The organism is Geomonas sp. Red276 (assembly GCF_054784495.1).
Genome location: NZ_BLXW01000028.1, coordinates 1 through 12,722, shown reverse-complemented (window position 1 = coordinate 12,722; position 12,722 = coordinate 1). Strand labels below are relative to the sequence as shown.

General features: G+C 64.9%; 11 protein-coding genes and 2 pseudogenes. 5 read left to right on the top strand and 8 right to left on the bottom strand.

Annotated elements, in window-relative coordinates; translation table 11 throughout:
* Positions 1–60 precede the first annotated feature (60 nt).
* The 7 genes and pseudogenes from ACYVL5_RS17245 to ACYVL5_RS17215 all read right to left on the bottom strand — a co-directional run bounded on the left by ACYVL5_RS17245 (position 61) and on the right by ACYVL5_RS17215 (position 6,852).
* Positions 61–1,161 carry an ABC transporter ATP-binding protein gene (locus tag ACYVL5_RS17245; protein ID WP_460596814.1) on the bottom strand — a complete coding sequence of 367 codons (1,101 nt, stop codon included), beginning with the start codon at positions 1,159–1,161 and terminating at the stop codon, positions 61–63.
* Positions 1,158–1,856: an ABC transporter permease gene (locus tag ACYVL5_RS17240; protein ID WP_460596813.1), complete on the bottom strand. Its 699-nt coding sequence runs from the start codon at positions 1,854–1,856 to the stop codon at positions 1,158–1,160. Before ACYVL5_RS17240 ends, ACYVL5_RS17245 begins: the two co-directional genes overlap by 4 nt.
* Positions 1,857–2,666 (bottom strand): ABC transporter substrate-binding protein, encoded by an 810-nt coding sequence (locus ACYVL5_RS17235; RefSeq protein ID WP_460596812.1) that lies wholly within the window; start codon positions 2,664–2,666, stop codon positions 1,857–1,859.
* A 389-nt stretch (positions 2,667–3,055) separates the two neighbouring features.
* Positions 3,056–3,601: a CgeB family protein gene (locus ACYVL5_RS17230; protein ID WP_460596811.1), complete on the bottom strand. Its 546-nt coding sequence runs from the start codon at positions 3,599–3,601 to the stop codon at positions 3,056–3,058.
* A gap of 353 nt (positions 3,602–3,954) precedes the next feature.
* Positions 3,955–4,443 (bottom strand): annotated as a pseudogene (locus tag ACYVL5_RS17225) (CgeB family protein).
* Between the two features lie 251 nt (positions 4,444–4,694).
* Entirely contained in the window at positions 4,695–5,852 is a 1,158-nt protein-coding gene (locus tag ACYVL5_RS17220) for a glycosyltransferase family 4 protein (protein WP_460596810.1), read from the bottom strand.
* Positions 5,853–5,886: 34 nt separating this feature from the next.
* Positions 5,887–6,852 (bottom strand): MDR/zinc-dependent alcohol dehydrogenase-like family protein, encoded by a 966-nt coding sequence (locus tag ACYVL5_RS17215; RefSeq protein ID WP_460596809.1) that lies wholly within the window; start codon positions 6,850–6,852, stop codon positions 5,887–5,889.
* Between the two features lie 569 nt (positions 6,853–7,421).
* Here ACYVL5_RS17215 and treZ point away from each other — a divergent pair.
* The 5 genes from treZ (at position 7,422) to ACYVL5_RS17190 (ending at position 12,632) form a co-directional block, all read left to right on the top strand.
* Positions 7,422–9,320, top strand: a complete 1,899-nt coding sequence (gene treZ, locus ACYVL5_RS17210) for a malto-oligosyltrehalose trehalohydrolase (RefSeq protein ID WP_460596808.1) — start codon at positions 7,422–7,424, stop codon at positions 9,318–9,320.
* On the top strand, positions 9,317–11,356 hold the full coding sequence (locus ACYVL5_RS17205) for an amylo-alpha-1,6-glucosidase (protein WP_460596807.1): 2,040 nt from the start codon (positions 9,317–9,319) through the stop codon (positions 11,354–11,356). Before treZ ends, ACYVL5_RS17205 begins: the two co-directional genes overlap by 4 nt.
* 26 nt (positions 11,357–11,382) lie before the next feature.
* Entirely contained in the window at positions 11,383–11,775 is a 393-nt protein-coding gene (locus ACYVL5_RS17200) for a proton-conducting transporter transmembrane domain-containing protein (RefSeq protein WP_460596806.1), read from the top strand.
* Entirely contained in the window at positions 11,682–12,206 is a 525-nt protein-coding gene (locus tag ACYVL5_RS17195; protein WP_460596805.1) for a hypothetical protein, read from the top strand. The genes ACYVL5_RS17200 and ACYVL5_RS17195 overlap by 94 nt, the downstream gene beginning before the upstream one ends.
* Positions 12,207–12,383: 177 nt before the next feature.
* Positions 12,384–12,632 carry a DUF2795 domain-containing protein gene (locus tag ACYVL5_RS17190; protein WP_460596804.1) on the top strand — a complete coding sequence of 83 codons (249 nt, stop codon included), beginning with the start codon at positions 12,384–12,386 and terminating at the stop codon, positions 12,630–12,632.
* On the opposite strand, the pseudogene ACYVL5_RS17185 reads toward ACYVL5_RS17190, so the two are convergent.
* A pseudogene (locus ACYVL5_RS17185) lies at positions 12,601–12,722 on the bottom strand (IS30 family transposase); the annotation flags it as partial. The gene ACYVL5_RS17190 and the pseudogene ACYVL5_RS17185 overlap by 32 nt on opposite strands.

Here is a 12,722-nt window from a genome sequence, read left to right as displayed (position 1 = left end):
AATGTTTGAAGTGAAAGGTTGTGACAGAGATGGCAACGGGAAAGGACGCTTGGCGGGGAATCAGCTCCGTCTCTGGGCGATGAGGTGAACGGAGGTGGCCTTGAAGGAGGCAAAGACTTCCTTTCCCTCATACAGTTCCAGGGTGGTAAAAGACTCCCGGGTCACGTAGGAGGTCAGCGGGAAGCCGCAGTCGAGGCGGACCTTGAGAAAGGGGCCGAGCGAGGAGATCTCGCCGACCCTGGCGGGAAAGAGGTTCCTGGCGCTGGTGGGGCCGGAGGGGGTCCTGAGGGCGATGGTGACGTTCTCGGGGCGGATGCAGCAGTAGATGGCCTCGCCGGGCTGGTAGGGTCCCACCGCGTCGATCTCCACCCCGGCGACTGCCGCCGTTACCTGCTGGGCCAGGTTGGCCACCACCTCTCCTTCCAGGATGGTTTCCATCCCGACGAAGTTGGCGACGAATTCGTTGGCCGGTGCATTCATGACCGCGGCCGGCGACCCGGACTGGACGATCTCCCCGCCGTTCATGACGACGATCCGGGTAGACATCCTGAGCGCCTCGGACTGGTCGTGGGTAACGAGTACCGCGGCCATGGCGGCGTCCCGCAGTATCCGGTCCATGTCCTCGGTGAGGGACTGCCGGGTGGGCGCATCGAGGTTGGAGAACGGCTCGTCGAAGAAGATGATCTCCGGTTCGGTAGCGAAGGCGCGCGCCAGGCTCACCCTCCTCGCCTCACCTCCCGAAAGCCTCCGTGCCGAGCGGCCCGCCATCCCGGCCAGACCGAAACGCTCCAGCCACTTGGCCACCCGTCCCGCGGTCTCGGTGCGGGAGAGCCCGCGGATCTTGAGGCCGCTGGCCACGTTGTCGTAGACGGTGGTATCGAAGAGGAGCGGTTCCTGGAGCACCATGGACATCTTGCGCCGCACGTCCAGCCACTCGCGGCCGGTGCTCACCCGGCGCCCGCGGTAGGAGATGCTCCCCTCACCGGCCTTCAGAAGCCCCATCAGGGTAAGGAGGAGGGTCGACTTCCCGGCACCGTTTGGACCGATGAGGGAGACGAACTCATTCTCTGTCAGGGAGAAGTCGGCCAGATCCAGCACCCGGACTCCCCCCCGGTCCACCTTGAGTCCGGAGATTTCCAAAAGGGTCGGTCCCATAGTCATCGCGGCCGCTCTCTCTGCTGGATCCAGGTCAGGACGTAGTTGATGGCGAAGCAGAAGACCAGGAGGATGACCGACAGGGCGATGGCGATGTCGAAGTTCCCCCGGCCGGTCTCCATCACGGTGGCGGTGGTCAGCACCCGGGTATACCCCTTGACGTTGCCGCCGACCATGATCGAGGCCCCGACCTCGGAGATGACGCCGCCAAAGCCCGCCATGACACCCGCCATGAGAGGGAGCCTCGCCTCCCTGATCAGCATGGCGACCATCTGGGTGCGAGTCGCCCCCAGGGCGAGGATCTGCAGGCGGAGGCCGGGGGGAAGATGCTGCATGGCGCCGATGGTGATCCCCATGACGATGGGGGTGGCGATGACCGACTGGGCGATGACCATGGCGGTGGGGGTGTAGAGGAGCTCCAGCGAGCCGAGGGGACCGTTACGCCAAAGGAGGATGGAGACGAAAAGGCCCACCACCACGGGTGGCAGGCCCATTCCGGTATTGACCAGGCTGACGAGGATCTTCTTCCCCGGGAAACTGGTGAGGGCGACGACGGTTCCCGTCCCGATCCCGATCACGATGCTGATCAGGGTGGCGATTCCCGACACCTTCAAGGAAAGGAGGGCGATCCCCAGCACCTCTTCGTCCAGCGAGAAAAGGAGCCGGAAGGCCGTGATGAAACCGTCCCAGACAAGATCCATCTAGAGGCCCAGTGCCTCCGGTTTCTTACCCGCGTCGGAGAAGAACAGCGGTGCGCGGAACTCCTTCATCCCGTAGCGGGAGATGACCGCCTGCACGCGGGGCGAGACGATGAAATCCGCAAAGGCCTTGGCACCCGCGTTGTTGACCTTGGGCCACTTGGCGGGGTTCACCACGATGACGTGGTAGACGTTGAGCAGTTTCGGCTCGCCGGCGACGAGGATTTCCAGGCCGAGGTGCCGCTTCTTGTTCAAGGCGAGGTAGGTACCGCGGTCCGCCAGCAGGTACCCCCCCTTTTCGGCCGCCACGTTCAGGGTATCCCCCATCCCGAGCCCGGTCTGCTGGTACCACTTCTGCCCCTCCGGGTTGATGCCGGCGGTCTTCCAGAGTGCCTTCTCCTTGGCGTGGGTACCGGAGTTGTCCCCGCGGGAGAGGAAGAGGGCACCGGCCTTGGCGATCTTGTTGAAGGCCTCGGCGGCCGTCTTTGACCTGGCGATGCCGGCGGGGTCCTTCTTGGGGCCGAGGATCAGGAAGTCGTTGTGCATCACGAGCTTGCGGTCACTGCCGAACCCCTGGGCCATGAACCCCTTCTCCGCCTCGGGAGAGTGCACGAGGAGCACGTCGGCCTCGCCCCGCTCCCCCATCTTCATCGCCTGGCCGCTGCCGATCGAGATGGTCTTCACGAAGTAACCGGTCTGTTTTTCGAACATCGGGACCAGTACATCGAGGAGACCGGAGTCCTGGGTGCTGGTGGTGGTGGCCAGAATCAGCGTCTGGTGCTTGTCTGCCGCAAGGGCAGGCAGTAACGACACAACTGACAGGACCAAGACTGCAGATAGTGTAAACAGTATCCTTCGAGACAGGTTCATTTACCTTCCTCCAGACATAAAATATAAGAGAGAGGCCCCGACTGACGTCACCGGTGTCCTCTCTTGCGGCATATGTATAGCATAAGCGCCGCCGATGAGCAAAAAAGATGTGGGGCAAATCACCAAAATGTGCGGATTATCACTCAGGTTCAGTTAAATGAGCCGCCGAGAGATACTCTTCACGGTTCCAGGTGCCTATGCAGGAGGGGGAATCGGGATCGGGATCGGTCTGGGTGCCATCGGGAAGGTGGAGGTTATGGAACCAGGGGAAAGTTCCCGAATCTCGGCCTGTAGTCGATCGTTCATGTCGTCACCATCACGCGTAGCGCCCCTCAGGCCGACAGCAGATACCCTTCCAGCTTCTCGGCACGCCGGGATGCCGTGTGCTCCCGCAGGGTGCGGGCGCGTGCGCCCTCACCCATGGTGCGCCGAACATCCTCCGGGCAGGCTCCCGCCTCGAAGAGACGGCCGCTCGGGGAGTAGCCGGCCCGCCGCATGGCCCGCCTGGTGAAGTTGAGGGTGAAGCGCTGGGAACAGTAAAAGCCGCGGTGGTGGTCGGGGGCCAGATGCTCGATGCGGTCGGTATTGGCAGGCCAGCGGATCTCGGCCGGGTACTGCGCACCGGCCACCACGAAGCGTCCCCGTGGCCAGAGGGAGGCAGGCTTGCAGAGAAGCCTTTCCAGGCCGGGTTGCCGGTCGCTCGAATAGGTGCCGAGGTAACCGAGGTCCCAGGTGGGCTTTTCCACCAGCGGGTAATGGAGTGCGGGGTCGACCGAGCAGTACAGGGGACGGGCCATGGGGGAGCCGTACTGCCGCTCCAGCACCTTGAGGGTGGGGCCGCCGGTGAACGACAGGTAGAGCCGGTAGCGCGGGATCAAATCGGCCGAAGACGACGATGTTCATGGGTGCCCCCCGATCGATGACATTGAATAACTCTGCGGTTAAGTACCCCCTCCCCCCTTTAGGGGAGAGGGGCAGGGGTGAGGGAGGTTTTAAAACCTGCCCTCACCCGGCCTTCGGCCACCCTCTCCCCTAAAGGGGCGAGGGTATAGCAATAGCGGCCATCGGCCACCCTTTTCCCCTGAAGGGCGAGGGGTTAGTAGGCCATCATCTCCCCTGGAGGGGCGAGGAGGTCTCATTTCGGCGCGCCGAAATGAGGGGTTAACAAATCGGCATCACAGAGAAATTGCTGAAATTTTGGTACAGGATTTAATTAAAAACACGCCCTTTTCTAAAGGGGGGACGGCATTATCTTGAGGTCGCGGCCGGAGAAGATCTGCTGGAACTGACGGGCCCGGTGCATATAGGTGTGCTCGGCACGGACGCGGGCGAGGGCCCGGCTCCCGATACCGGCGGCGGTTTCCGCCGTGAGCCCCTTCATGATATCCACCACCTCGTCCCCGCAGGAGGCGACCAGGATCTCCTTCCCCGGTTCGAAGAAATGGTCGATCCCCTCCCACTGGTCGGTGACGATGCAGGCTCAGGCTCCTGCCGCCTCGAAGACCCGGGTCGCCGGTGAGAAGCCGTTTCTCGCCATGCTGGCCCGGCTTATGTTCAGTACCGCCAGGGCGCTGCAGTTGAAGACGTTGTGGTCGCCGGTCCCCAGGTGGCCGAGATAGGCGACGTTCCCGCTGCGCGGTTTGTCTCCCCACCCGGCCCCGGCCAGCAGGAACGATCTCCCGGGTAGGCGCTCGGCCACCGACAGGAAGAATTCCTCCACCCGGCTCTCGCGGTCCGGAAGCCGGTTGCCGAGAAAGGAGAGGTCGGCCTTCAGGCGGGGGTCCGCATCCACCGGGAAGTGGGTGTCGGGATCGAGGGCATTGTAGATGGGAACGCTCGTAGACCTGGACGTGGTGGCCCCGGCTCATGAGCTCGGTGACCACACCCCGCAGGAAGTGGGCATTTCCATGGTCCAGTCGGAGAGGATGGAATGGCAGAACATCGCGATCCGCATCGGGTGGTCGCCTCTTTTCACGACGCCGGAGCCTCCTGGTCGAGATCGATCTGCCGCCGGGGCACGAGATCCCGGTAGGCGGCCAGGTAACCGGCGGTCATCTTGCCGAGGTTGAAGGCCCGGCTCCGGAGCCGGGCCCGTTCGCGGGAATCGGAAAGCCTGGTGGAATCCATGCAGAGGGTGCGAAGTTCCCGGGCGAGCTCTTCCTCATCCTCGGGATCGACGAAGATGGCGGCATCGTCCCAAAGCTCCCGGAAGGTCGGGATGTCCCCCAGGACGAGGGCGCACCCGGAAAGGGCGGCCTCCAATACGGTGAGCCCGAACGGCTCGTAGCGCGCGGGAAACGCGTAGACGGCGGCCGCCGAGTACCAGGGGGCGAGCGCCTCGGGCGAGAGAAAGCCGAGCCGGTTGACCCCGTCGAAGGCGGCCGTGCCGCCACCGGGGTGCTTCTGCTCTCCGGCCACGTAGATCGGCCACGGCAGCCGGTAGGCGGTCCTGGCCAGCGTCCCGATGTTCTTGGCGTCGTCCCAAAGCCTCCCCACCGAGAGGATGAACTCCTTCTTCCTGCCGGGCGAGAAACGGGTCCGACCGCGGGCGTTGTAGATCACCCGGCCGTTGGGAAGCGGCTTATAGATCCTTTCCAGCGCCTGCATCATGGCCGACGACGGGGCCACCACCAGGTCTGCCCCGGCCAGACCCCGGACTACCGACTGGCGGTAGGGATCGAGGGTGGCGGGCGGCTCCTCGTGCCGCACCGCCTCCCACCAGGAGAGGACGCAGGAATGCCCGACCACCAGGCAGGGGGCCGACCAGGGGAGCGCGGCATGGGCGTAGCCGTTGAGATGGACGAGATCGGGGCGTAGTTTGGCCTCCAGCGAAAGAAGCCACTCCCCGCTCTCACGGACGTCGTCCCAGGGGTCGTCCATCCACTCCAGCCGGAAGCAGCTCTCGTAGAGGGTGACGTTCTCCTCATCCGCCGCCTCACGCCGCTGCGGTGCGGTGAGCGGCTGCCCCATGGTGGCCAGGGCGACCTCGACCCCGAACTCGGAGAGCCCACGGCAAAGGTCGAGCGCATAGGTCCAGACCCCGCCGATGGCGTCGGTGGTCATCAGGATCCGCCTGGGGAGGGGCTCCAGCGCCGTGTGGTTGTCTGCGTGGGTCAAGGGCATCGTCATGGCGGTTTCCATCCTCTCGTTCCATCTTCACCGGTCAAAGCAGGATCATCCCCTTGATGAAGCCGTCGGGACGCTGCTCCAGCGCCTGGTAGGCCTGCGCGAGTTCGTCGAGGCTGAAGGAGTGGGTCATCAGGTCGTCGACCTGGAAAAGGCCGCTCTCCACGGCGGCGATGCCGCGACGGATCCCCTCCAGGTAGACCTTCGCCTCCCGCTCGTGGGCGTTGATCACGTCGATCCCCTTCCAGTTCCAGAGCTGGATGTTGACCTGGCGCGCGCCGTCCTGGTGGAAGCCGGCGATGATGACCTTCCCCCGCTCCTTGACCAGTTCGCCGGCCAGATCGAGCGGCCACTGGTAGCCGGTCGCCTCGACTACCCGGTCACACCACTGGTCGCCGGTCAGCTCGCGGACCCGGTCCAGGACCGCCTGGTGGTCGTCGAGCGGAACGGTCTCCCACGCCCCGTAGCGGCGTGCGATCTCGAGGGAGGAGGGACGCCGCGAGATCGCGATCACCCGGGCGCCCCGGGACTGGGCCAGGGCGGTGACGATGGCCCCCAGGAACCCGGCGCCGATCACCGCCACCGTCTGCCCCGACTCGATGTCGCTTCTGCGGAACACGTTAAGAGCGCAGCCGACCGGCTCACCAGGGAAAGGGACCCCATCCAGCGAGGCGGGGAGCTTGACCAGGGCATCGCCCGGCACCTTGTCGTACTCGGCGTAGGCGTTGTAGGAAAGGAAGGTGACCCGGTCCCCCTTTAAGACGCCGGTGACCCCCTCCCCCACCTCCTGCACGCGCCCCCACCCTTCGTGACCGGGGGCGCCGGGGAGCGCGGGATAGCTGAACCAGGGCCTCCCCTGCCAAAGAGGGAGGTTGGACGCGCAGACGCCGCACCCCTCCAGTCGCACCACCACTTCCCCAACTCCCGGGGCCGGCCGGGGGACTTCCAGCACCCCCGCCTGGCCGGGTGCGGCGATCACCGCAGCCTGCATGGTTTCTCCCATCAGATGGCCTCCAACCCGGTGGCGCTCTCAATTTGCCGGCGGAAGGCTTAACCGGCAGGTCGCCCCGGCATGGTCAAGGAATCGGACAACCACTGCAAGAAGAGCCGCCCCCCCTCCCGGGAGAGGTTGTCGTAGACGATGCCCCGGTGCCCCTCGGAGACCAGGCGCTTCACGAGTTCGTGCCGATGAAGCAGGCGCCGCCGGTGACGAGGACGGTCCGCTCCCGTACCCGGTAGCCGCTACGGAGCAGTTCGTCGGCCAGATGCGATCCAATGAATCCGCCCCCCCGGTTATGAGCACGCTACCCTTCATAAATCACTCACTTAGGGCGCCTGCGTCCCTAATGAATATCGTTATATTTTATTTAAATTAATATTTTCTAAATATTAGCAGCGGCGACTTTGCTGTCAAATGTGTGCCTGTAAATAATAGGTCTTGGTAAGGAGTTACCGCTTCTGGCCTCCCCTGAGGTGAGTGAACGAGCGACTTCCGGGAACCGACCGGCTGGTTTTCAAACAGGGAAAGTATGTTACATTAATTGTTATTAATTTAAGGAGAGAGGTTGCCGGATGCCGAAGGCGAAGAGGACAAAAAGGAGATACCCCATCGGCGCGGAAGTGGTCCCGGAAGGTGTCAGCTTCCGGGTGTGGGCGCCGAACTGTCGCCGGGTGGAGGCCGTCATCCTGGGCGAGGAAGAGGGGCACCCGGAGGTTGCCGCCCTCGAGTTGAAGCCGGAGAAGGGAGGTTACTTTTCCGGGGTGACCGACCGGGCGGGGAGCGGCTCGCTCTACCGCTTCCGCCTGGACGGCGGCGAGAGCTTCCCCTGCCCCGCCTCCCGCTCCCAGCCGGAGGGGCCCCACGGCCCTTCCCAGGTGGTCGACCCGGCGGCCTTTTCGTGGACCGACGCCGCCTGGAAAGGGATCCCCCTCGACGGCCACGTCATCTACGAGATCCACGTGGGCACCTTCACCCGGGAGGGCACCTGGGCGGCCGCCATGGAGCAGTTCCCAGCGCTGCTCGACCTCGGGGTGACCGTGGTGGAGATCATGCCGGTCGCCGGCTTCCCCGGGAGGTTCGGCTGGGGGTACGACGGGGTCAACCACTTCGCCCCGTACCGCCACTACGGCACTCCCGACGACCTCAGGCGCTTCGTCGACCGCGCTCACAAGGTGGGACTGGGGGTGGTGCTGGATGTGGTCTACAACCACTTCGGTCCGGAGGGGAACTACCTGGAGAAGTACTCCCGCGACTACTACAGCCCCGAGGAGAGCGGCTGGGGGCGGGCCATCAACTTCGACGACCGTAACTGCGGCGCCGTGAGGGAGTTCTTCATCGCCAACGGCGCCTTCTGGATGGACGAGTACCATTTCGACGGGCTCCGCTTCGATTCCACCCATTCCATCCTCGACCGTTCCCCTCGTCACATATTAGGCGACATCACAGACGCCGCCCGCGCCGCGGCGGGGGGGCGGAAGGTCCTCATGTTCGCGGAGAACGAGCCCCAGGACAAGCGCTGCCTGCTTCCCGCCGACCAGGGGGGCTTCGGAATGGACGCCGTCTGGAACGACGACTTCCACCATGCCGCCCACGTCGCCCTGACCGGCTACCACGATGCCTATTACACCGAGTACCTGGGCTCTCCCCAGGAGCTGGTCTCCAGCATCAAGTGGGGGTACCTCTACCAGGGGCAGCGCTTCTACTGGCAGGGAAATCGCCGCGGGTCCTCGACGGCGGGGATAGGGAGAAACCGCTTCGTCCATTACATCCAGAACCATGACCAGATCGGGAACTCGGCCTGGGGGGCGAGGATCCACACCCTCACCAATCCCGGCGCGCTGCGGGCGGTGGTCACCCTGCTGCTCCTCTCCCCGCAGACGCCGCTCATCTTCCAGGGGCAGGAGTTCTCGGCGTCGTCCCCCTTCCAGTACTTCGCCGACCTAAGCCCCGAGATTTCCGGGCAGGTGCACACCGGCCGCATCGAATTCCTCAAGCAGTTCACCAACATCGACAATCCCCATATCATCGAGGCGATCGACAAGCCGTACGACCAGTCGACCTTCGAGCAGTCCCGGCTCGACCTTTCCGAGCGGGCCCGTAACGTCAAGGTCTTCGCGCTGTACCGGGACCTGATCCGGCTCAGAAAGAGCGATGCCGTCTTCAGCAAGGGGTACCACGCCTTCATCGAGGGTGCCGTGCTCGGGAGGGCCTCCTTCCTGCTCCGCTACCAGCTCGAGGACGAGCACCGGCTCCTCCTCTTCAACCTGGGGCGCGAGCTCCATCTCGCCCCCGCCCCCGAGCCGATGCTGGCCCCCCCGGAAGGGTACCGGTGGGAGCTCCTTTGGACCAGCGAACGGATCGAGTACGGGGGATCGGGGACCCCGGCGGAGCTCGATACCGAACGCTTCTGGATCGTTCAAGGTAACGCTGCCGTGGTGTTAAGGCAGGTGCCGGAGGGAAAGGGAAAATGACCACCGTGACCCGGGAGATCGTCCTCGACAGGGATGCCGAGAAGAGGAACCGCCAGCTCATGGAGCTCGAGTGGCTGGTCACCAACGGGCTGGGAGGCTACGCCTCCGGGACCGTCTGCGGGGCGCTCACCAGGCGCTACCACGGCTGGCTGATCGCCGCCTACCCTGCCCCGCTTGGCCGCATCGTGGTCCTCAACCGGGTGACCGAGGTGATCAGGTTTCCCGACGGCAGCGCCACCATGCTGGGGGGGCTGCAGAAAGAGGGAGGCGCCCTGGAACTCCACGGCATGGAGCACCTGGCAGGCTTTCGCCTGGAGGACGGGCTCCCCATCTGGCGCTACCAGATCGACGGCACCGTCATCGAACGCCAGCTCATCCTCGCCCACCGCCAGAACACCGCGCACCTCATCTACCGGATGGTGGAGGGGGAGGGAAAGGTCCGCCTGAAGCTCCAGCCCTCCCTGCACTTTCGCCCCCACGACTCCCCGGTCGACCTCAAGGAGGAGCACCCCTACATCTTCTCGGCGGTGGAGAACCGCTACCAGATCTCGTCCGGCCCCAACGCCCCCCAGCTCCGGCTGGTCATCACCGGGGGAAGGGGGACCTTCACCCTGGAGGAGCGCAACACCTCCAACGTCTTCTACGCGCAGGAGGACGCCCGCGGCTACGAGTCGGTCGGGAGCCTCTGGAGCCCTGGGTACTTCGCCGTGGACCTCGCCCCCGGCCTGGATGCCGCCTTGACCGCCTCCACCGAGAGCTGGGAGACCATCCGCGCCCTCTCCCCCGCCGAGGCCCTGGTGACCGAAAGGGAGCGGCGCCGTCTCTTGAAGGCCACGGCCCAGGACGCCCACGACGGCGTGCCGGCCGAGCTGGTACTGGCCGCCGACCAGTTCATCATCTCCCCGGCCGGCCGGCACGAGGACACCGTGCGGGCCCACGCCATGGGGGACGAGGTCTGCACGGTCATCGCCGGCTACCACTGGTTCACCGACTGGGGTCGCGACACCATGATCTCGCTGGAGGGGCTCACGCTTGCCACCGGACGCCATCACGAAGCGGGCTGGATCCTCCGCACCTTCGCCCATTACGTCAGGGACGGGCTGATCCCCAACCTCTTCCCCGAGGGGCGGAGCGAGGGGCTCTACCATACCGCCGACGCGAGCCTCTGGTTCTTCCACGCCCTGCACCGCTACCTCGAGGTGACCGGGGACTGGGCGACCCTCAAGCTGATCCTCCCCCAGATGCGGCAGATCGTCGACCGTCACCTGGCAGGGACCCTCTTCGGAATCGGGGTCGATCCCAAGGACGGCCTCCTGAGGCAGGGGGCCGAGGGGTACCAGCTCACCTGGATGGACGCCAAGGTCGGTGACTGGGTGGTGCCCCCCCGCCGCGGGAAGGCGGTGGAGATCAACGCCCTCTGGTATAACGCCCTGAGGCTTCTGCAGGGGTGGGTGGCCGAGGAGGACGGCCCCTACTCGCAGCTGCTCGGGGGCCTTGCCGAGCAGTGCTACCGCTCCTTCAACGGGCGCTTCTGGTACGGCGAGGGGGGCTATCTCTACGACGTGGTCGACGGGGAAGCTGGCGACGACACCGCCTGCCGCCCCAACCAGCTCTTCTCGATCTCGCTCGATCACCCGGTCCTGGAGCGGGAGATGTGGGAGCCGGTGCTGGAGACCGTCCAGCAGCGGCTGCTCACCCCGGTCGGCTTGAGGACGCTCGCCCCGGGGCACCCGGAGTACAAGGCGACCTACACGGGGGACATCCGGGCGCGCGACGCCGCCTACCATCAGGGGACCGTCTGGCCCTGGCTGATCGGCCCCTTCGTGGACGCCTGGTTAAGGCTCCACCCCGACCGGGTGGCCGACGCCCGTGGTTTCCTCGACGGGCTCGCCAGCCAGCTTGGCGAGCAGTGCGTGGGATCGATCAGCGAGATCTGCGACCCCGAATCCCCCTACGAGCCGCGCGGCTGCATCGCCCAGGCCTGGAGCGTGGCGGAGACCCTGCGCTGCTGGCTGAAGACGAGAAGGGAGAGCTGAAGCGCTGGCCGGGATGGTTCCAACTCATGGCCTGGGCGGTGCGGGCTCTCCTGGTCGGGACCGGTCTGGCCACCGCCTTGACCGGCGCGGTGATGACCTGCCTCCAGCGGCATATCAAGCGGCTCCTCGCCTACTCGACGGTGAGTCACAGCGGGATGATGCTGGTCGGGGTCGGCCTCCTCACCCCGTCGGCCCTGGCGGGAACCCTCCAGTACCTGGTCGGGCACGGCCTGGTGAAGGCCGGGCTCTTCGTCGGGGCCGGGATCATCATCTACCATCACGCATCGCTGGACGAGGAGAAGCTGCGGGGCAAGGGGGGAGGGATGTGGCTCACCGCCCCCCTCTTCGTGGTGGGGGGACTCGCGCCGGCGGGCCTCCCACCTTCGGCACGGCCGCGGGAAAGGCCACCATCGAAATAGCCGCCTCCCACCTCGGCTTCCCCTGGTTTTCCCCGATCCTGTTAGCCGCCTCGGTGCTGACCGGGGGAGCGGTCCTGCGGGTCGCCGCGACGGTCTTTTTCGGCACCGGGAGCGCCAACGCCCTCTCCGAGACGGCCCCCACCTCGGGGGACCGCGAGCCCCCGGAGACCTCCGGCTACCGGGGAGCCACCCGCGCGAACATGTGGTTTCCCTCCCTGGCCCTGGTGGCGGCGGGACTGGCGGTGCTGGTCGCCGCCGGGTTTCTTTTCGGCCTTCCGCTCCCGGCGCCTTGGGCAAGGGGAGTTAAGGCCACCATGAAACGGCTGACCGGGGTGCTGCGGACCATCCACTCCGGCTACATCGGCGACTACGTGATCTGGCTGGTGGCCGGCTTGGCCGCCATGCTGGTTGTTTCGTTAAAGTTCAGGTAAAGGGTGGAGCTGCGGGCAGTACTTCGTTAAAAGGATGATCATTATGGGGCGGGATTGGTGGGACTAATTATAATATCGCAACTATCGAAGGATGTTCGTTTTCAATTGCTGGCAGCATCTATGCAGAATACAATTTAATAGGAAGCAAAAGCTGGAGAGAAGTAAAAGGAGGTTCATATGGCAACCAGAGGAACCGGTGTTTCGCAGGCCAACGTGAGCAAGCACCTTAAAGGGATCGACTTCCCGGCCGAAAAACAGGACCTGATCAAACACGCCCAACAACTGCACGCCGAGAAGGTCGTGATAGACGAAATTCAAAAAATGCCGGAAAAAGAGTACAGCAGCATGGCCGACGTGATGAAAAGCTTCGAAGCTGAGGAGGGGGGCTGTCAATTCAAGTTGCAAATGCACCAGCGAGGGCAGTAGCAAAGACCTCAGCGGGCGTCCGGTAGTCTAAACACTTGCGGGGGCGGTTATTTAGCCGATCGACTGCCTTCTGTACCGCCTCTTCTTTGA

Coding starts and splice junctions, on each gene's coding strand:
- ACYVL5_RS17215 (WP_460596809.1), bottom strand. CDS start 6,852: ATGGGAGAAACCATGCAGGCTGCGGTGATCGCCGCACCCGGCCAGGCG.
- ACYVL5_RS17245 (WP_460596814.1), bottom strand. CDS start 1,161: ATGACTATGGGACCGACCCTTTTGGAAATCTCCGGACTCAAGGTGGAC.
- ACYVL5_RS17240 (WP_460596813.1), bottom strand. CDS start 1,856: ATGGATCTTGTCTGGGACGGTTTCATCACGGCCTTCCGGCTCCTTTTC.
- treZ (WP_460596808.1), top strand. CDS start 7,422: ATGCCGAAGGCGAAGAGGACAAAAAGGAGATACCCCATCGGCGCGGAA.
- ACYVL5_RS17205 (WP_460596807.1), top strand. CDS start 9,317: ATGACCACCGTGACCCGGGAGATCGTCCTCGACAGGGATGCCGAGAAG.
- ACYVL5_RS17190 (WP_460596804.1), top strand. CDS start 12,384: ATGGCAACCAGAGGAACCGGTGTTTCGCAGGCCAACGTGAGCAAGCAC.
- ACYVL5_RS17220 (WP_460596810.1), bottom strand. CDS start 5,852: ATGACGATGCCCTTGACCCACGCAGACAACCACACGGCGCTGGAGCCC.
- ACYVL5_RS17200 (WP_460596806.1), top strand. CDS start 11,383: ATGGCCTGGGCGGTGCGGGCTCTCCTGGTCGGGACCGGTCTGGCCACC.